16 protein-coding genes are annotated in these 18,016 nt (G+C 41.3%); 9 read left to right on the top strand and 7 right to left on the bottom strand.

Features of this window, described 5'->3' with window-relative positions; genetic code table 11:
- Window positions 1-10: 10 nt before the first annotated feature.
- From I6E80_RS16950 to I6E80_RS16930, 5 genes are all read right to left on the bottom strand, one after another.
- Window positions 11-1,600, bottom strand: a complete 1,590-nt coding sequence (locus I6E80_RS16950) for an alkaline phosphatase (RefSeq protein ID WP_197186044.1) — start codon at window positions 1,598-1,600, stop codon at window positions 11-13.
- A gap of 209 nt (window positions 1,601-1,809) precedes the next feature.
- Window positions 1,810-4,245, bottom strand: coding sequence for a TonB-dependent receptor (locus I6E80_RS16945; protein WP_197186043.1), 2,436 nt, complete (start codon window positions 4,243-4,245; stop codon window positions 1,810-1,812).
- A 208-nt stretch (window positions 4,246-4,453) separates the two neighbouring features.
- A complete protein-coding gene (locus I6E80_RS16940) occupies window positions 4,454-6,193 on the bottom strand; it encodes a solute:sodium symporter family transporter (protein ID WP_171972336.1) in 1,740 nt (579 codons plus the stop codon).
- 102 nt (window positions 6,194-6,295) lie between these two features.
- Window positions 6,296-8,356, bottom strand: coding sequence for an alpha-xylosidase (locus I6E80_RS16935; protein ID WP_197186042.1), 2,061 nt, complete (start codon window positions 8,354-8,356; stop codon window positions 6,296-6,298).
- Between the two features lie 107 nt (window positions 8,357-8,463).
- The gene (locus I6E80_RS16930; RefSeq protein WP_331459342.1) at window positions 8,464-9,231 is read right to left on the bottom strand and encodes a sulfite exporter TauE/SafE family protein; all 768 of its coding nucleotides are present in this window, start codon (window positions 9,229-9,231) and stop codon (window positions 8,464-8,466) included.
- A 180-nt stretch (window positions 9,232-9,411) separates the two neighbouring features.
- Between I6E80_RS16930 and I6E80_RS16925 the strand changes: the two genes are divergently transcribed.
- From I6E80_RS16925 to I6E80_RS16885, 9 genes are all read left to right on the top strand, one after another.
- Complete coding sequence (locus I6E80_RS16925) at window positions 9,412-10,161, top strand: GntR family transcriptional regulator (RefSeq protein ID WP_024600661.1); 750 nt, start codon at window positions 9,412-9,414, stop codon at window positions 10,159-10,161.
- A gap of 214 nt (window positions 10,162-10,375) precedes the next feature.
- Window positions 10,376-11,338, top strand: a complete 963-nt coding sequence (locus tag I6E80_RS16920; protein ID WP_076925524.1) for an aldo/keto reductase — start codon at window positions 10,376-10,378, stop codon at window positions 11,336-11,338.
- 9 nt (window positions 11,339-11,347) lie between these two features.
- Window positions 11,348-12,343: a TauD/TfdA family dioxygenase gene (locus tag I6E80_RS16915; protein ID WP_024600659.1), complete on the top strand. Its 996-nt coding sequence runs from the start codon at window positions 11,348-11,350 to the stop codon at window positions 12,341-12,343.
- Window positions 12,343-13,347 (top strand): YeiH family protein, encoded by a 1,005-nt coding sequence (locus I6E80_RS16910; RefSeq protein WP_197186041.1) that lies wholly within the window; start codon window positions 12,343-12,345, stop codon window positions 13,345-13,347. The genes I6E80_RS16915 and I6E80_RS16910 overlap by 1 nt, the downstream gene beginning before the upstream one ends.
- A gap of 425 nt (window positions 13,348-13,772) precedes the next feature.
- Window positions 13,773-13,982 (top strand): cold-shock protein, encoded by a 210-nt coding sequence (locus tag I6E80_RS16905; RefSeq protein ID WP_024595869.1) that lies wholly within the window; start codon window positions 13,773-13,775, stop codon window positions 13,980-13,982.
- 186 nt (window positions 13,983-14,168) lie between these two features.
- Window positions 14,169-14,378, top strand: a complete 210-nt coding sequence (locus tag I6E80_RS16900; protein WP_007580429.1) for a cold-shock protein — start codon at window positions 14,169-14,171, stop codon at window positions 14,376-14,378.
- Between the two features lie 186 nt (window positions 14,379-14,564).
- Window positions 14,565-14,774: a cold-shock protein gene (locus I6E80_RS16895; protein WP_007580429.1), complete on the top strand. Its 210-nt coding sequence runs from the start codon at window positions 14,565-14,567 to the stop codon at window positions 14,772-14,774.
- A gap of 231 nt (window positions 14,775-15,005) precedes the next feature.
- Window positions 15,006-15,254, top strand: a complete 249-nt coding sequence (locus I6E80_RS16890; RefSeq protein ID WP_002963088.1) for a DUF3297 family protein — start codon at window positions 15,006-15,008, stop codon at window positions 15,252-15,254.
- 177 nt (window positions 15,255-15,431) lie between these two features.
- Window positions 15,432-16,334 carry a homocysteine S-methyltransferase family protein gene (locus I6E80_RS16885; RefSeq protein WP_197186040.1) on the top strand — a complete coding sequence of 301 codons (903 nt, stop codon included), beginning with the start codon at window positions 15,432-15,434 and terminating at the stop codon, window positions 16,332-16,334.
- A 167-nt stretch (window positions 16,335-16,501) separates the two neighbouring features.
- On the opposite strand, the gene I6E80_RS16880 is transcribed toward I6E80_RS16885, so the two are convergent.
- Together I6E80_RS16880 and I6E80_RS16875 are read right to left on the bottom strand one after the other, a co-directional pair.
- Complete coding sequence (locus I6E80_RS16880) at window positions 16,502-17,353, bottom strand: alpha/beta hydrolase (RefSeq protein WP_197186039.1); 852 nt, start codon at window positions 17,351-17,353, stop codon at window positions 16,502-16,504.
- Between the two features lie 140 nt (window positions 17,354-17,493).
- The gene (locus I6E80_RS16875) at window positions 17,494-17,910 is read right to left on the bottom strand and encodes a MerC domain-containing protein (protein WP_076925521.1); all 417 of its coding nucleotides are present in this window, start codon (window positions 17,908-17,910) and stop codon (window positions 17,494-17,496) included.
- Between the last annotated feature and the right edge of the window lie 106 nt (window positions 17,911-18,016).

Below are 18,016 nucleotides of genomic sequence, written 5' to 3'. Positions count from 1 at the left end.
TTAGCCGCCATTATTGCTGAGTTAGTTCAAGAGCTTGATTAATTAGATGAAACACTACGTTTTGTTCAATTACGCCTTGTGCTAACTGAGCACCTGGACCTTTTGCATGCAGTGAAATATCTTCACCCGCGTGTGTTTCTGAGCCCATTGGTATAGTTGCTTCTTGGTGAAAACCTGGGGTTGTTGTATCAACGCCATTTAGCTCAACACGCCCTGCAACAGCAGCACTTGTGTAACTTGCATCCGCATCAGTCTCACTGCCCAAGTTTCTAAAACCTAAACCATTTGCGTAACCTACTGTGGTGTACGGCATATCGTCGGCAGCTAGGCTTGGTGTAGTTTCGCCTACTGCAACTACTTGACCTAAAATTGGATTGCCACGCTTAGGGTAGCCTGCAATAGTAAATACATGGCTGTGATCGGCGGTTACTAAAATAAGGGTTTCTTCTGGATTGGTGTTATCTACCGCTGCTTGCACGGCTTTAGCAAACTCAATGGTGTCGTTAAGCGCGTTGTATGCATTACCCGCATGGTGCGCGTGGTCAATTCGACCCGACTCAACCGTTAAGAAAAATCCGTTATCGTTTTTACCAAGCACTTCAATTGCTTTAGTAGTCATATCGGTAAGCGAAGGCTCGCCCGCTACATCGTTTGCGCGGTCAGCTTCGTATTGCATGTGGGATTCGTTAAATAAACCAAATACTTTAGTTGCGTCATCTGCAATTGAATCAAAGCCTGTTTGATCCATCACGTACGTAGCATCTGGGTATTGTGCTTGCCACTCAGTTACTAAGTTGCGCTCGTCAGTACGGTCGCCTTCTATAGCGCTTACTGCATCTGTTGAGTTAGCTGTTTCGTCTTTTGGTAAAAAGTGACGACGACCGCCACCCATTACAAAATCCAGACCGTCTACGTCGGTACCTACAAATCGTGCTTCTAGGTTTTTTTCAAAGTTAACCAGTTGCGATGCAATGTCTTCACAGCCACCCGTTACGGCATCTTCTGGCATATCTGATACGTCTTCCCAGTTACGGTCAGCCGATTTAGCATACGTTGCAGCTGGGGTTGCGTGAGTAATACGTGCTGTAGAAATAATACCGGTAGATAGCCCTTTAATTTCAGCTAATTCGGTCGCGGTAATTAGCTCATTACCTGCTACTGTTGAACACACGCCGCGTTCAATATCTTCATCTACACCAATAACGCCCACATCGGTTTTTACACCCGAAATAATAGCCGTCATCGTGCCTGCTGAATCGGGCGTTTGAGCATCTACGTTATACGTTTTAACTTGTGCAGAGTATGGGAACTCTTCAAAGCTTAAATAACCTTCTTCGCCAGATTGGTTATTACGCTGCCCTTGCAAAATACGCGCGGCAGTAAGAGTAGATATACCCATGCCATCGCCCACAAATAAAATGACGTTTTTAGCTTTAGTGGCTTGTGTAGCCTGCGCTTGTGCTGTTTTTGTTGTTAGTTTAGTTTGCGCAGCGCTATACCAGCTGCTGTCTGTTTGGCTTTGCGGTAGTACATCAGCATGGCTCACTGCGCTAAACGTAAACGTTAGCGCGATTGCCGCAGCGACTTTTTTAATTTTCATCCGTAATTCCCATTGTTTAGTGGTTATTTTTTTGAAATGTGTAAACACAAAAAAGATCAACCGCTGCACTATAGAAAACAGATGTGACTGATAAAGGTAATTTTAATGAAAGTAAAATGACTAAACTATTACAAAGATAAGTCACAAAAAAAGCGCAACGTGTAAAACGTTGCGCTTGTAGGGAAATTATTAAGAGAATTATTTAAATATTAAAAACGTGCTTTAAACGATACTCCAAAGTAGCGCTCAGCATCACGTGGTATTTGGTAACGGAAGTTATCGCCACTGTAGGTAGTTGCGTAGCTTTCGTCGGTTAAGTTTTTAGCAATAAGCGACACTCTAAACGCGTCATCTTTAAACGATAAACCCACACTTGCATTTAAAATACCGTAATCTGGTAACAAAGCGGCTGGGTTAAATTCGCCTACGTTGTCTGGTAGGTCTGAGTATTGCTCGTCGGTGTAAATATAAGAGCCATTTATATGTACGTTAAAGCCATGGTCGGTTTCAATAAAGTAGTCAGCCGTTAGTGAGTATTTTAAATCTGGCGAAAATGGTACATCTAAACCTGAACGGTCAGTACATGAACCTGCGGCTACCTCTGCCGGACAATTAAACTCGTCAATTTCAGCTTTAATGTAAGCAACACCACCGGTAAGCGTTAGCGACTCTGTTGCAGCCCACATAAAGTCAACTTCAACACCTTGCGTACTTACATCACCCGCATTGGTTAAGCGCGTAATACAAGTGCCGTCTGAACAGTCAAAGTTGTTAGCTTGAAAGCCTTCAATTTCGGTTCTGAAAAGCGCCATGTTAAATACAAATTCGCGGCTTGCGTATTTGTAGCCTATTTCATAAGCGTCAGACTCTTCAGGTGCTATTTCGCGACTATCGGTGTCTGGGTTAAAGTTATAATAAATATTAAAACCAGGGCCTTTGTAACCTTGCGAGTAAGTACCGTATACCATTTGACCATCGCCTAAATCGTATTGCATACCTAAACGACCCGATACGTTGGTTTCTTCGGCTTTGCCTTCATCATCTGTATTTAGTGTTGCTGGGCGCACGCCTACACCGGTGCGGCCATACACATCATTACTTACACGGCGATGCGTGTACGACACTTCATCGTCGGTGTAACGAATACCAAATAATACGCGTAAATCTTCAGATAAATCGTAAGTACCGTCGGCAAAAGCGGCCCAGTTGTTAAATTCTGTGCTCATAAAAGCAGTGGCCGATACAATATCGTTTGCATTGCAGCTAACACCTAGACCTTGTGTATAACCATCTAGGTCATTAAGTGCTGCATCAAGTTCAGCGCCCGATAAGTTATTTTGCGCGTAAAAAGCCATTGCGCTATCAAGTTGACCACCATTATTTTGACAACTAGCATCACGAGTAAAGTTACGTTGTGAATCCATGTTCCAATAAAATAAGCCAGCAACATAGTTAAATGGCCCAGCTAGGTTTGATGTAACTCTAAATTCTTGCGAAAACTGATCCCATTGCTGTGCACCAATATCATGTAACTGAAACGGCGCGCCAAATACCGGCTCGCTGCTGTCGCCAGCAATAGAGGTAAAGTCGCCTTCACGGTACTCTGTGTTATCCCACGAACGCTGTGCAGTAATTGAAGTATATGTATAGTCACCAATTGTTTTATCAACTTGTACTGAAAACGCGCTATGTTCGTCAATTGTGCGCGACTCGTAATCGTGATCAACGCTGCGTTGGTCTAAATCAATATCGGCTACGCCATCAACAATACCGTTACTATTTGGTACTGATTTTGAATCTGGATTACGGCCACTTGGTAGTGCTTCTAAGTCGGCACAACAATCATCGTCAGCGTTATAAAATTCAGCAATAAATTTTACGCTTAAGTCATCCTCTGGCTCGTATTTAAATACAGCACGTGCACCTTCACGGTCGTAACCGTTTACTTTTTCGTTGTTGTAAACGTTATCAATGTAACCGTCAAATTTACCTTTAAATACCGTTAGGCTTGCCGCTAGGTCGTCGGTTAAACCGCCGCTTATAACGCCTTTAAAACGGTATTCGTTATCTTGATAAAACGAGGTTTCTACGCTGCCTGTTGTGTCGTACGAGGGATCTTTTGTTGTTATGTTTACCACACCTGCTGAGGCGTTTTTACCAAACAATGTACCTTGTGGCCCGCGTAATACTTCAATGCGGTCTACGTCGTATAAATCGGCAAATGCTTGACCCGAGCGGCCAAGCACCACGCCATCAACAACAGTTGCTACACTTGGCTCGGCAGCAATACTAAATGAAATAGTACCAATACCGCGCACTGTTAGCGCTGAGTTACGGGTTGTGGTGCCTTTTCTAAAGCTAACTGAAGGGACAAGTGACTGTAAGCCTTCCATGTTATTAGCAAAAGATGAATTAATTTGATCGCTATTAAGTACCGATACCGCAACAGGTACTTCGTTTAAACTTTGCGTTCTTTTTTGTGAAGTAACGACTATTTTTTCAAACGTATCGTTTTTAGCTGTTTCTGTTTTTTGTTGTTCTTGTTCGGTTTGCTCTTGCTGCGCATGTACCTGCGCGCTAAGCGCTAAACCGGTTGTCATTGCTAACGTGACTGCCAAGCTTAAGACGGACTTTTTAGCTCTCATGTCATTCTCCATATTGTGCGTGTGTGCTGTGTGGTACCGCGCTAGCAATTGTGTGTGTTGCTAATAAAGCGGTGTCAGTGTGTGGTACTTTCCTTAAAGCTCTTATATCTTATATAAGAGCTTTAAATTTAAACAAACTATCTTACTAATGCAAACATTATGTGAATTAAATGTGATTTAAGTTTGGAATACAGGATATAGCCGCAGGTTATGCGGCGTTTTTAGCACCAATACGCGCTAAGCTATTTTCGTAACGAACCTGCCAACGACGTACACTCCACCAGCTAAGCACTAAGGCTGTAGACCATACAGCAGCTAAACTTGGTACAAAGTACACACTGGTTCCACCAACCAATCCGAGTGGCGAAAATAATATATATAAGCTAACAATCAAGCTTACTAATACAATTGCGCAAGGTAATGCGTATTTCCAAGGATTAAGGTCTACCTCAGCTTTGCGTGTAAATTGCCATGGTGTTTTAAGTGGTTTGTAGTAACCAATACCCAGCATTATCGCCAATTCAATTAAGAACAAAATGGCGTAAATATGAATAAAGTTTATGTCTACATCCCACACAAATTTAAGCAAGGTGTAGGCAATAATATGGAATATAATCGCGACTTTAGCGCCCAGTGCAGGCACTTTTCGAGTAAACAAACCTACCAAAACAATTGTGATGACCGGAATGTTGTAAAAGCCTGTAAACACACGAATTATGTGCCATAAACCTTCAGGTGCGAACATCAATAATGGCGCAGTTATAAACGACAATATGGCAATAACAATACTAGTAATTTTGGCTACTTTTATAAGTTGGCTGTCTGTTACCTTATTTTTTTTCATTGGCTTATAAACGTCTAAGCAAAATAAGGTTGCCGCGCTATTGAGCAGTGAATTAAATGAGCTAAATACAGCACCTAGCAATACGGCCAAAAAGAACCCAGATAAATACTGTGGAAGCACTTCTTTCACTAAATGTGGGTAAGCTAAATCGATAGTGGGTAGGCTTTCGTGTTTATAAAGATGGTAAGCAATAACGCCTGGGATCATCATCATAAACGGTACTAACACTTTAAAGTACCCTGAAAACAATACGCCTTTTTGCCCTTCTACTAAGTTTTTAGCGCCCAGCGTACGCTGGATCACGTACTGATTAGTACCCCAATAAAACAAATTAGCGAGGATCATACCTGTAAAAATAGTGCCAAATGGCACGGGATCATCTTCGCTACCAATAGCGTTGAGTTTTTCTGTATCGGTGTTTACAAGGGTGCTTAACCCTTCTGAAAAACTACCGTCGCCTAGTGCTATCAAACCTAGTGTGGGCACTAGAATACCAATAATTAATAACCCAACACCGTTAATGGTATCTGATACCGCAACCGCCTTTAAACCGCCAAAAACAGCGTATATAGCGCCAACTGAGCCCACTGTAATAATGGTCACAATCAGGCTTGCTTCGTAACTCATATTTAATAAGGTAGGAACATCAAACAGCCTAAGTACAGCTATTGATCCTGAGTACAAAACCGAAGGGATCGTTATAAAACAATACCCTACCATAAATAAGATCACCGTCATGCGGCGTACGGTATCGTCAAAACGATCTCGTAAAAATTCAGGCAAAGTAGAAAACGCACCCGCTAAATAACGAGGCAAAAAGATCAACGCCATAATGATGGTTGATACTCCTGCGGTTACTTCCCAAGCCATTGAGCTTAGGTTGTAACCATAGGCTGAGCCATTAAGGCCAATTAGTTGCTCTGCTGATAAATTTGTGAGGATCATCGACCCTGCTATAAACGTACCCGTTAACCCACGACCCGCTAAAAAGTAGCCATCTTGGGTGTTAACTTCCCCTTTGGTTTTTTGGTACGAGATATATCCCACCAGCGCCATAAACGCCAAGCACGATAGCAGTGTCATGGTAATGTTCATACCTTCCATCTTGCGCCCCTTTTAGCTTACTTTACTCGGTAAAAAGTAAGCTAATATCTTTATTATTGTGTGTTGTATGTGTGTAGTGTGTGTTTTTTATTAAGCCGAGATTTATTTAGGCCATGCTGTTAATTGGCTCATGTCTTGTTCTGTGTGTTGAACCTCTGGGCCAAGCATTAGGCTGTCGCCTTCGCGTACAAATACTGCCATTTCTTCAAGTGCGAGTGTGTGTTCGTAGTACTTACCACCTTCGTAAGATTGTTTATCAGGAAAGCGAATCCAATTACCTTGTGGTAAATAAAACTTCACTTTACCGTTTGGTACGACACACGGCACTACTAACAACTTTTCACCGCACATAAATTGCTGATCAAAACTATGCGCTAGCACATCATCAGGAAATGCTAAAACCATTGCACGCTGAATTGGCAGCCCCGTTTGTTGCGCTTGCTCTGCACACACTTGTAAGTAAGGAATTAACTGATAGCGTAATTTAAGCGCTGCAAATACCGCATCACTTGCTTGCTCTGTGTAAGACCAAGGTTCGCGAGGACCAATACCATGTAAGCGCATATGTGCGCTAAATACCGAGGCTTGTGCCCAGCGCACGTAAAGTTCTGCGTCGCGGGTGTCTTTGTAAAAACCACCAATGTCGGTTGCAAAAAATGGCCCGCCCGACATGCCCCACGCTAAGCTGCCGCGAATACTCGCTGCTAAACCTTGCCAATCGGCCTGCGGGTCGCCGCCCCACTGTGCAGGAAAACGTTGGCTGCCAGTCCATGCTGAACGGCTAAACAAAAATGGCCCTGTTTTACAGTATTTTTCGGCTGCTTCGTAAACGCAGCGGTTATACAACATGCTGTAAACGTTGTGTAATCTTATGCCGCTGTCGCCACTGTGCGATACCATGTTTTCGTCTTCTAGCTGTTCGCCAAAGTCTGCTTTTATCATATCTACGCCCAGCTCAAACAATGGCTTGTGCGATTCGAGCCAATATTCGTAAGCGTCGGGGTGCGTAAAATCTAAAATACCCGACTCTGGTAGTGGTGTAAGTACTTCGCCAAATGGGCTTAAATCCCACTCGTATTGATACGCTTTACCGGTGCGTTTATCTTTTATAAGCCAGCCATTTTCGGCCGCTTTAGCAAATAATGGATTATTTACCGAGATCATCGGGTATTCCCATACGCAAATTTTAAAATCCATGGCTTTTAGTTCATCAAGCACTGGTTTTGGGTCGGCGTAACGTGTTGGGTCCCATTCAAATGCAAAGCGGGTGTCGGTGTCTTGCCATGCGCGGCCATCAAGAGTAATTACGTCGCACGGCATATTTTTAGCACGCACTTCGCGGGCAACACTGAGTAATTCGTCAGCATCTTTGTAATACGCTTTTGATAAAATAACACCAAAGCTCCACTGCGGTGGCACCGGTGCAAAACCTGTTAGCTCACAGTAACGGTTAATGCTTTGAGCAGGTGTTTGTTCTTGATATAAAAATACATCTAGCGCGTCATCTTCAACTAAACATACATATGCGCGTTGCGACCACAGTGCGTAACCTACGCCATGAGTTACCGGTGCAGGTGTATGTACAAATAAGTTCCAGCCTTCTGGGCTCCATGCATACGGTGTGTTTTTATAAGACTTTTCGGCGTTAACGCCTAGCGCATCGTGGTTGTATGAACGAATAAGTTGGCCGCGTTTATCAAGCTTTCCCCATTTTTCGCCAAGACCATACACGGCCTCATCGTAGTTAAGCTCTAAGCTTAATATCCAGCCGTTATCAGTTTTAGCCAGTGGCGGTAAACGATGCTGGCGTACAAAGTGGCCATCGGTTGCTGATTGCTGTACTAGCTCATCGTTTTTATAAAGTTTGAAATGAAAAGGGTCGCAGTAAAATTCTAGCCGGTATTCGCCACCACTTACACTGTAATCATTATTGTTTTTGCTAAGTGTGAGGGGGTATTCTGATGGGGTTGTGGTTAATATTTTAAACTGCTCGTCATGCGTGGTGCCTGCATTTAAACGTAAACCAAACTGGCTTATCGTTACGCTAATATCACCAAACTGAGTGGGCAAAACCAACACATTACCTTGTAACTTTGGCTGTGCGGTTAAGCGTGCTGGTTCTATTGCGTTCCAGTCTGGCTCACGTAATTCAAATGCATTCATGGGAGTTCCTTAACCAATTATTAGTCTTGTATAAGACACAAGTTAAATAATTGTAATCCCCATGTCAACGTAAATAAACTCAAGATGAATTATTTACATCGCAATTTTTAAAAAATGCCAGGTGCCGATGTAGCCACCAGCGATACGCCGCTCAGTCCTAGTAACGTAATAGCTATAATGCGTATCCATTTAGCGTCAACGTAAGGCGTTAATTTACGAGCAAAATGCGTAACTAACAACACTAAGGGAATAGCCGCTGCAATTAAAAACATAATGTCGAGCCCCGGCAAAGTACCAAATAAGGCGATACCTACACGTACTAGCCCGCCAATAGTAAATACCGCTAATAACGTACTGCGAATAGCTTCAATAGACCAATTTTGCTTATAACACTGAAACACAAGCGGCGGCCCTGAGGTTGAAAACAACCCACCAAGTAATCCACTCACCCCTCCAGCTATTAAAAACGAACGAGGGCGGCTTTGTTTATTAGCACGATCGCGGCCAATCAGCATTAAAGCGCAGCACAGCAGAATACTTACACCTAAAATAAAGTTTAAATAGTGCGTTAAATGCGACGACATAAACTCAAGCAGCACAAAACCTATCAGCATTAACGGTATACCGGTATACAACATAAGTTTTAGCTCGGGTACTTTTACCGAACTGCGGTTTTTAACGACCACGGTTGTTGAATTAACTAACCCTAGCAAACTCACTAAAAATGTAGTTGCCGTAAGTGGCAATACATCAAGCAACGTAAAGCTTGCAACCACCAGCAACCCAAAGCCAAACCCGCTAAGAGTTTGCATTACAGTGGCAAGGCTTAGGCACAACGCCATAAGCAAAATGAGTTCAAAAGAAATACTGAGCACTTTTAATTTCCTAAGGGTGAGCTATTGTAGTGTAACGATTTGTTTTTAGGCATAATGTATATTTTGCGCCTATAAAACATTACAGCAGTAGTTCACGTTTAATTGAGCTAGCGCAAATATGCGTAAAAGGTTTCACCTATGATATAACTACAGGTGGATTAAATTTAATGGTAAATAATAATGAGTAATTCTATGTTTGATCACAAATTAAGTGGCCCAAGCTTGGCTTTTCAACCGCTTTACTTACAAGTGGCTGATTATATTAAACAGCTCATTGTTGAAAGACGCTGGGTACCTGGCGAAGCACTACCAAGCGAATTTCGCCTTGCTGAAGAATTTAACGTAAGCCAAGGTACGGTTCGTAAAGCACTTAATTTATTAACCGACAATAAAATAGTGACTCGTCGCCAAGGCGTTGGTACGTTTGTATCAGAGCATACCGCGCAAGATGCCTTATTTAGGTTTTTTCCGTTACAAGCCGACGGTAAAGGCGCTGATTTGCCAAAGGCTGAACTGCTATCGGTTGAGCTTTGTGCAGCGCCAATTGAAGTAACAGAAGCGTTACAACTCAATAAAAAAGACAAAGTTACCAAGCTTGTTCGTAGACGTATTCTTGATAACGAATTTTGCATGAGCGAAACTATATACCTACCGCAAAGCTACTTTCCTGATATACATCAAAGTAGTGATATTCCGCATACATTGTACCATTACTATCAAACCAAATTTAACCAAACTGTACACAAAACCCAAGACAGTATTAAAGCTGTACTTGCTACAGCTGATGATGCCAAAATGCTTGCTATTAAAGCTGGCGACCCACTGCTGTTGGTATCACGAATTACCGAATCAATCGAAGGTAAGCTAATTGAATACCGCCAAAGCAAATGCCGTAGCGATCATTACCACTATCAAATTGAACTTGATTAATTAAAAGCGTGTTTAGTGCTAAAACTCACTTTAGCGCATAATAATTAAATATTTTTTAAAGGCAGCAAACGCTGCCTTTTTGCTGCCTGTAGGTTTTTTAACCCACCCATTTACTACTTTGCTGTTAACACAGTATTGACACTGTTTGATTCGTATAATAACTTATGTCTTATACAAGACCTAAGTCATTATGCATTTTTAACAGGAATTCCCAATGAGTTCATTAAATAATATCCCTCCAGTAGGGTTCGGTTTATGGAAAGTAGCACAAGAAGATTGTGCGCAAACGGTATACCAAGCCATTAAGGCAGGTTACCGCCATCTTGATTGCGCATCAGACTACGGTAACGAAGAACAAGTAGGCGATGGCATAGCCCAAGCAATAAACGATGGTTTATGTACTCGCGAAGAATTATGGGTAACATCAAAACTGTGGAATACCTTTCATGCACCAGAGCATGTTGGCCTCGCGATTGATAAAACACTGAGTGATTTAAAGCTAGATTACCTAGACTTATACCTAATTCATTTTCCGATTGCGCAAACATTTGTGCCAATAGAAACCCGCTATCCACCAGAGTGGTTTGTTGACCCAGACGCGCAAAATCCACAAATGGAGCTGGCAAAAGTGCCGCTATATTTAACGTGGCAAGCAATGGAAGAGCAAGTACATAACAACAAAGCTAAACGCATTGGAGTATGTAATTACTCAAGCGCGCTGCTTCACGATTTAATGACCTACGCAAATATCAAACCCGCTATGTTGCAAATTGAGTCGCACCCTTATTTAACGCAAGAGCGATTAGTAAGATTAGCTAAGCAGTACGATATTCCGGTTACTGCGTTTTCACCACTGGGTGCGCTTTCATACCTTGAGCTAGAAATGGCTGATAAAACTGAATCAGTTCTTGAGCAAAGCGTTGTTAAAGCGGCTGCACACAATCATGGCAAAACGCCAGCACAAGTAGTTCTTCGCTGGGGCGTGCAACGCGGCACAGCCATTATTCCAAAAACTTCAAAACTTGAACGCATGAAAGAAAACCTCGCACTGTTTGATTTTGAATTAACAGAGCAAGAAATGGCGCAAATTTCTGCGCTTAACAGTAATCGCCGATTTAACGACCCTGGGCACTTTTGTGAAGCTGCCTTTAACCGTTTTCACCCAATTTACGATTAGGAACATACAATGTCAGCTACCGAAATTAACTACGCCTCAGTGCCAACTCAATTAACATTCGATGATTCGGTTTTTCCGTGCATTGTGGTTAATAACAATAACGCCAGCACCGTTGAAGAAGCGGTAGCTTTCATTCGCGCGAATAAAAGTGAATTGGCTACAAAGCTTCGCAGCTCAGGTGCTGTACTGTTTCGTGGCTTCCCTGTAAATAGCGCCGAAACCTTTGATACTTTTTCAGCAGGGTTTGATTACGACAATTTTACTTATAAAGAGTCACTGTCTAACGCGGTACGTATTAATTTTACCGAGCGTGTATTTACAGCCAACGAAGCGCCAAAAGATGTAGAAATATACTTACATCACGAAATGGCGCAAACGCCTATTTCGCCAAGTAAGTTATTCTTCTTTTGTAAATCGGCCGCAGAAGAAGGTGGTGCAACACCTCTTTGCCGATCAGATAAGTTATTTAGCGCATTAAAAGAATACGACAGTAAACTTGCCCATGATTTTGAACACAAAGGCCTAAAATATACCACCTATATGCCAGCCGCTGACGATGCAACATCAGGCCAAGGTCGCAGCTGGAAAAGTACGCTAAGTGTAGAAACCAAAGACGAAGCACATAATAAATTAACCGAACTTGGTTACGAGTGGGAATGGCTTGAAGACGGCTCACTAAAAGCCGTTACACCGGTACTACCTGCTGTAGTAACTCTTGAAAACAATGTACAGGTTTTTTATAACCAACTGATTGCCGCTTACATGGGCTGGAAAGGTGTACGCGATAACCCATCAATTGCCATTACCTTTGGTGATGGTAGTGCCATTCCTAAAGCAGGGCTTGATAAAATTGTTGAGCTTTCTAAAGTATTTACCTTTGATCTTGCATGGCAAGACGGTGACGTTGCTTTAGTTGATAACGAAATGGCTATGCATGGTCGTAGACCTTTTACAGGTGAACGTAAACGCCAAGTGTTAGTAGCACTTACCGCAGCAAAAGCGTAATGCAGCGCTTAAGTGGTAAATTAAGCAGTAAAATATCACCTTTATGGCAAGGCGCCAGCATTGCTGCAATGACTGGCCTTGCCGCTTTATTTTTGAGTGAGCATTACGGCGCGCCAGCCATGCTGTTTGCTTTGTTACTGGGTATGGCAGTCTCATTTTTGTATCAAAGCGATAGCCCTTGCGCCAAAGGTATCGACTTTACTGGCACCACGGTTTTGCGCGTCGGTATAGTACTGCTAGGCACACGCATAGCACTGGGAGATTTAGTAACACTGGGTTGGCAAACCGCACTTATGCTAGCGGGCGCTATATTTACTACTATTATTTTAGGCGTAGTACTAGCACGCGCATTTGGCTTGCAAAAGCGCTTTGGTGCACTTACAGGTGGTTCGGTTGCTATTTGTGGAGCGTCTGCTGCGCTGGCTATCTCGTCTATTATGCCAAACAGCGAACATAAAGAACGCGACACCTTATTAACCGTTATTGGCGTAACAGCCATGTCGACTCTAGCTATGATCCTCTACCCTATTGTGGTTAATTACCTTGAATTTGACGCGCATAATGCAGGCGTATTTTTAGGCGGCACAATACACGATGTAGCGCAGGTAGTGGGTGCTGGTTATTCGGTATCGCCTGAGACAGGCGATATAGCAACCCTAACTAAGCTTGTGCGTGTTGCTATGCTACTACCCGTTGTGCTTATTATGATGGTTGTTATTAACCGCTCAAATAAAGAAAAACACGGAGAGTTACCTAAAGTACCTGGTTTTTTAATTGGCTTTGTCATACTCATGATAATAAATAGCTGCTTTTCTCTTCCTACAATAGTGCTTGAAACCGCTAACGAACTTTCACAGTTCTTTTTAATTTCGGCTATTTCAGCCATAGGTATGAAAACTAATTTAGGAAAACTTACCGAAGTAGGCATGAAACCTATTGTTTTAATTGTTGCTGAAACACTTTGGATTGCATTATTAATACTTGGATTTGTAATTTGGAGCTAATGAATCAGATTATTTCAGATATATATTAAAATATTTAGTAGGTAATTAGGTCATGTTTTAAGCAATTAAAACCTGTATTTTACTTACTCTAAAACCGCGTACAAAAACAAGCATAAAGCGTTGATTAAAATAGATTTACCTTTAATTAAGAAGTAAAAAAGATCATCTCAATCATAACTAATTAGTTAAAAAACAAACAAACAAATAAAGCACTTACTCTAAAATAAATTTACAATAGGGCTTGGTATATAACTTAATTTACTGTTATCCTGCTTGCCATCGGGTTGACAGAAAACCCTATTTATTTGTAAGTACCACGTTGTTTTAGTAATAATCCTTCGCGTTATCCTCAGTTAAATGTATGTTTTCTTCCTGTTAAATTGCCTAATTTAAGGCGCACTTTTATTAATCCTTAGGATACTATTATGTCTACAACTACAACTGGTACAGTTAAATTTTTCAACGAAGCAAAAGGTTTTGGTTTCATCGAGCAAGAATCTGGTCCTGATGTTTTCGCACATTTCAGCGCAATCTCTGGCGACGGTTTCAAAACTCTAGCTGAAGGCCAACGTGTACAGTTTACTGTTACACAAGGTCAAAAAGGTCCACAAGCTGAAAACATCGTTAGCATCTAATTGCTTTCGTTAAAATGGGTTAGCAATAACCCATTTTGAATACTAGTTTGAAAGAAGTTTTGTTTTATTTGTTAGTACCCCGTTGTTTTAGTAATAATCCCACGCGATATCCTCAAGTTAACTATTTTTTCCGGCTCAATCGCCTCTTTTCAGGCACACTTATATTAATTTTTTAGGATACATATTATGTCTAATACAACTACTGGTTCAGTAAAATGGTTTAACGAAGCAAAAGGTTTTGGTTTTATCGAGCAAGAATCTGGCGCAGATGTTTTTGCACATTTCAGCGCAATCTCTGGCGACGGTTTTAAAACTCTAGCTGAAGGCCAACGTGTACAGTTTACTGTTACACAAGGTCAAAAAGGTCCACAAGCTGAAAACATCGTTAGCATCTAATTGCTTTCGTTAAAATGGGTTAGCAATAACCCATTTTGAATACTAGTTTGAAAGAAGTTTTGTTTTATTTGTTAGTACCGAGTTGTTTTAGTAATAATCCCACGCGATATCCTCAAGTTAACTATTTTTTCCGGCTCAATCGCCTCTTTTCAGGCACACTTATATTAATTTTTTAGGATACATATTATGTCTAATACAACTACTGGTTCAGTAAAATGGTTTAACGAAGCAAAAGGTTTTGGTTTTATCGAGCAAGAATCTGGCGCAGATGTTTTTGCACATTTCAGCGCAATCTCTGGCGACGGTTTCAAAACTTTAGCTGAAGGCCAACGTGTACAGTTTACTGTTACTCAAGGTCAAAAAGGCCCACAAGCCGAGAACATTGTTAGCATCTAATTGCTAAACAATTGAATGGGTTAGAGATAACCCATTAATATATTTACCTTCATAATTATTTAGTCGAATATCTTCAAAACCTCCTCTGTAAGTATTTTCCAAGCGCAATCTCATTTGTATACACAACTCATTAATTAGTACATTTTTAAACACATTTACTACTATCTCTCTTGAGCGAAAGCGTTGTATTGCCTACAATAGCGCATACTTCATTCAATATAGAATATGACCATGAACGACACTACCGCAAAACCTGCTTTACCAGATCGCCTTTCTATCAACCCACGTAGCCCACATCATGTGGAAGAAGTTTTTGAACACGATATTGGTATCACGTTCAACGGCAAAGAGCGTTTTGATGTTGAAGAATACTGCATCAGTGAAGGTTGGATAAAGTTTGCATCTCCAAAAGGGCTTGATCGTCGCGGACAACCTCTTTTACTTACAAGAAAAGGCACTGTTGAAGCCTTTTATAAGTAAGCTAATCATACTTACTAAAAAGCGACACCTTATTAGGTAGTCGCTTTTTTTGTGCATTTTTATAACTCATTTAATAGGTTTAGCTTTATTCATGCTCAACCTGATGAAGTTTCATTATAATTATTTAAAAAGTATGTTTGAATAGCGCCATATAGTTTAGATATACAGAAACCCACAATGAATAAAGTAACTATTTTAGATGGCGGCATGGGACGTGAACTTAAGCGCATTGGCGCACCGTTCTCACAGCCACTTTGGAGCGCACAAGCACTAATAGAAGCCCCGCATTTTGTAACCCAAGCACACCAAGGTTTTATAGATGCCGGTGCTGAAATAATTACAGCTAACAGCTACGCCTGTGTGCCCTTTCATTTAGGTGAAGAGCTATATCAAGCTCAAGGCGCAGCCCTTGCACAGCAAGCTGCCGTTATTGCAAAAGAAGTAGCTCAAAATGCTAAACAAAATGTATTAGTAGCAGGTTCATTACCACCAGCATTTGGCTCTTACCGCCCTGAACTATTTGAAAGCGAACGCGCATTTACTATTTTAGATACGCTATACAAGGCGCAAGACGAACACGTAGATTTATGGATTGGCGAAACTATATCGAGTATTGAAGAAGCGCACGTTATGGCAAGCGTCCTTAAAGGCTCAAACAAGCCATGTTATTACGCATTTACTTTAACTGATGCGATAAGCGAGCAAGCGACACTTCGCTCTGGTGAGCTGGTAAGTGACGCAGTAACGGCTTTGCTTCAACAAAATGTTGCTGGTATTTTCTTTAACTGTTCAATACCTGAAGCTATAGAGCAAGCCTTTAGCGATACCAACGCAGTATTAGCCAAGCAAAATAAAAGTGTTGTTTTAGGGGCGTTTGCTAATGGCTTTACACCTATAGCACGCGATTACAAAGCCAACGAAGGCTCACAAGCGTATCGCGATATTTCACCTTCAGAATATCTAGACTTTGCTAAAAAATGGCACAGCCAGGGCGCAAGCATTATTGGTGGCTGCTGTGGTATAGGCCCTGAGTTTATTGAAGTGCTGGTAAACTGGAAAAAGGAACTTGAAAGCGCCTAAGCTTTTAATGCCTTTTAGGGCTTATTGGCTACACCAATCGTGTTAAGTTATTAGGCATTTATAGGACAGATAAATAGCGTGATAACAAGGCATAAATATCGACATGTAGCTGTTCTACATGAGAAATTTATAACGCTGTTAGCGCTCTATTTAGCACGCTAGAATGATTAAATATTTAAGTCGATTGGTGTCATTCCCAACACCCAATCAAGCCCTTGTATAGCTGTAGTAGGAAAAGCGGTTGCATGGCTCGCCCCTTCAATAACAACGCTTTTTAGTTCAATATTGTCACTGCTAAGTGCATTAATTTTTTGCGTTAATTGCTTTGCCCCTTCCACCATATTTTGCCCTTCACCAAAGCTTGGCGTTTCCTTTGCCCCTACCGATATATAAACCTTTGTAGGCACTTTAGGCTTATGTGCTTGTAGCGCTAATACTGCATTGCTGTTAAACCAAACCGATGGGCTGCCAATAATATAATTGTTAAATAAATCGGGCATCGTAAATAAAATAGTGGCACCAAATAACCCGCCTAAAGAATTACCTATATAGGTTTTTTGTGTGCTACTTGCTCGGTAGTTACTTTGTATAAATGGCAGCACAGTATTTTTTAAAAACAGCGCATGATTTTGAGCGTTACCGGTTTGCTTTTTCCAGCTTTGAGCCTTATTTGGGGTGTAGTCTCTAATTCGACTATTAGACCCTCTAGATCCTTTTTCGTAGCTAATGGCCACAATAATAGCCTCCTGCATATTGCCGCTATTCATAGGAAACCGTGTAGCACCCGCCACAATAGGAAACGTATACGGTGCATCGGTTAAATAAATAACCGGATATATTTTTTCAGGATGCTTTTTATATGACTTAGGGAGCTGAATAAAAACAGGATATACCCGTTTAGTAGCAGGCTCAGTTAACTCAATAACACTACTTCTAGGGATTTGGTACGGGGTATTTGCGCTTAATTTAAAACACATTAAAGCGCAGAGTAACAGCAAGTATTTTAAAGCAGTATTCATTTATATTAATTAACCTAAGCCAAGCGTAATAATCGATATTGAATGACTACTTTAACTCACTTTTAGCTTTAGGCTATTAAAAAAAAAGTTAAATATTGAAAGGCAGTGCTACATGTTAGCTGTTTGTAGCACTGATAACGCTAAGCTGCCTGATCAGTTTCAGCGCTTGAACACGGGCAGTTATCGTCATTTTGTTTAAGGCATTGTTGGTAATTAAACCAATGAGCTACAGCAATAAAGGCCGACCCAATTAAAGTAAACGCTTTTTCGGCGACCTCATGTCCTAGCAATACCGCACATATCATAAAGGCTAACCCAATAACGCCGCAGGCCATATAACGTAAACGCTTATGCTTTTTACAGCCTAAGCTTAATGCCAATAAACTTGTTGGCAGTACCGCCGCAAGAATCCATAAATGAAATTGCTCACTATCTATTTGCAGTACAGCAAAGCTTGGCAATAGCGCTAAAATAACCGGGGTTGCAAAACAATGTACTGTACACATTAACGATAACCCAATCGCCATACGATCCATAACACTTTGACTCGACTTCATTACTTCCTCTACTCATCAATTTTTTAAACAACGGCTTTACGTTTTAAAAGGCATTTAAGTAACAATAGTTAATTACTGTTGATACATTATAACATTTCTCGCATAA

Origin of the sequence: Pseudoalteromonas sp. NSLLW218 (assembly GCF_015864775.1) — a bacterium.
GTDB lineage: Bacteria > Pseudomonadota > Gammaproteobacteria > Enterobacterales > Alteromonadaceae > Pseudoalteromonas.
This window is presented reverse-complemented; position numbering and strand designations above follow the sequence as displayed.

Excerpts from the sequence above, each read along its gene's own strand:
- I6E80_RS16950 (WP_197186044.1), bottom strand. The coding sequence starts at position 1,600 with ATGAAAATTAAAAAAGTCGCTGCGGCAATCGCGCTAACGTTTACGTTT.
- I6E80_RS16945 (WP_197186043.1), bottom strand. The coding sequence starts at position 4,245 with ATGAGAGCTAAAAAGTCCGTCTTAAGCTTGGCAGTCACGTTAGCAATG.
- I6E80_RS16940 (WP_171972336.1), bottom strand. The coding sequence starts at position 6,193 with ATGGAAGGTATGAACATTACCATGACACTGCTATCGTGCTTGGCGTTT.
- I6E80_RS16935 (WP_197186042.1), bottom strand. The coding sequence starts at position 8,356 with ATGAATGCATTTGAATTACGTGAGCCAGACTGGAACGCAATAGAACCA.
- I6E80_RS16925 (WP_024600661.1), top strand. The coding sequence starts at position 9,412 with ATGAGTAATTCTATGTTTGATCACAAATTAAGTGGCCCAAGCTTGGCT.
- I6E80_RS16920 (WP_076925524.1), top strand. The coding sequence starts at position 10,376 with ATGAGTTCATTAAATAATATCCCTCCAGTAGGGTTCGGTTTATGGAAA.
- I6E80_RS16915 (WP_024600659.1), top strand. The coding sequence starts at position 11,348 with ATGTCAGCTACCGAAATTAACTACGCCTCAGTGCCAACTCAATTAACA.
- I6E80_RS16910 (WP_197186041.1), top strand. The coding sequence starts at position 12,343 with ATGCAGCGCTTAAGTGGTAAATTAAGCAGTAAAATATCACCTTTATGG.
- I6E80_RS16905 (WP_024595869.1), top strand. The coding sequence starts at position 13,773 with ATGTCTACAACTACAACTGGTACAGTTAAATTTTTCAACGAAGCAAAA.
- I6E80_RS16900 (WP_007580429.1), top strand. The coding sequence starts at position 14,169 with ATGTCTAATACAACTACTGGTTCAGTAAAATGGTTTAACGAAGCAAAA.
- I6E80_RS16895 (WP_007580429.1), top strand. The coding sequence starts at position 14,565 with ATGTCTAATACAACTACTGGTTCAGTAAAATGGTTTAACGAAGCAAAA.
- I6E80_RS16890 (WP_002963088.1), top strand. The coding sequence starts at position 15,006 with ATGAACGACACTACCGCAAAACCTGCTTTACCAGATCGCCTTTCTATC.
- I6E80_RS16885 (WP_197186040.1), top strand. The coding sequence starts at position 15,432 with ATGAATAAAGTAACTATTTTAGATGGCGGCATGGGACGTGAACTTAAG.
- I6E80_RS16880 (WP_197186039.1), bottom strand. The coding sequence starts at position 17,353 with ATGAATACTGCTTTAAAATACTTGCTGTTACTCTGCGCTTTAATGTGT.
- I6E80_RS16875 (WP_076925521.1), bottom strand. The coding sequence starts at position 17,910 with ATGAAGTCGAGTCAAAGTGTTATGGATCGTATGGCGATTGGGTTATCG.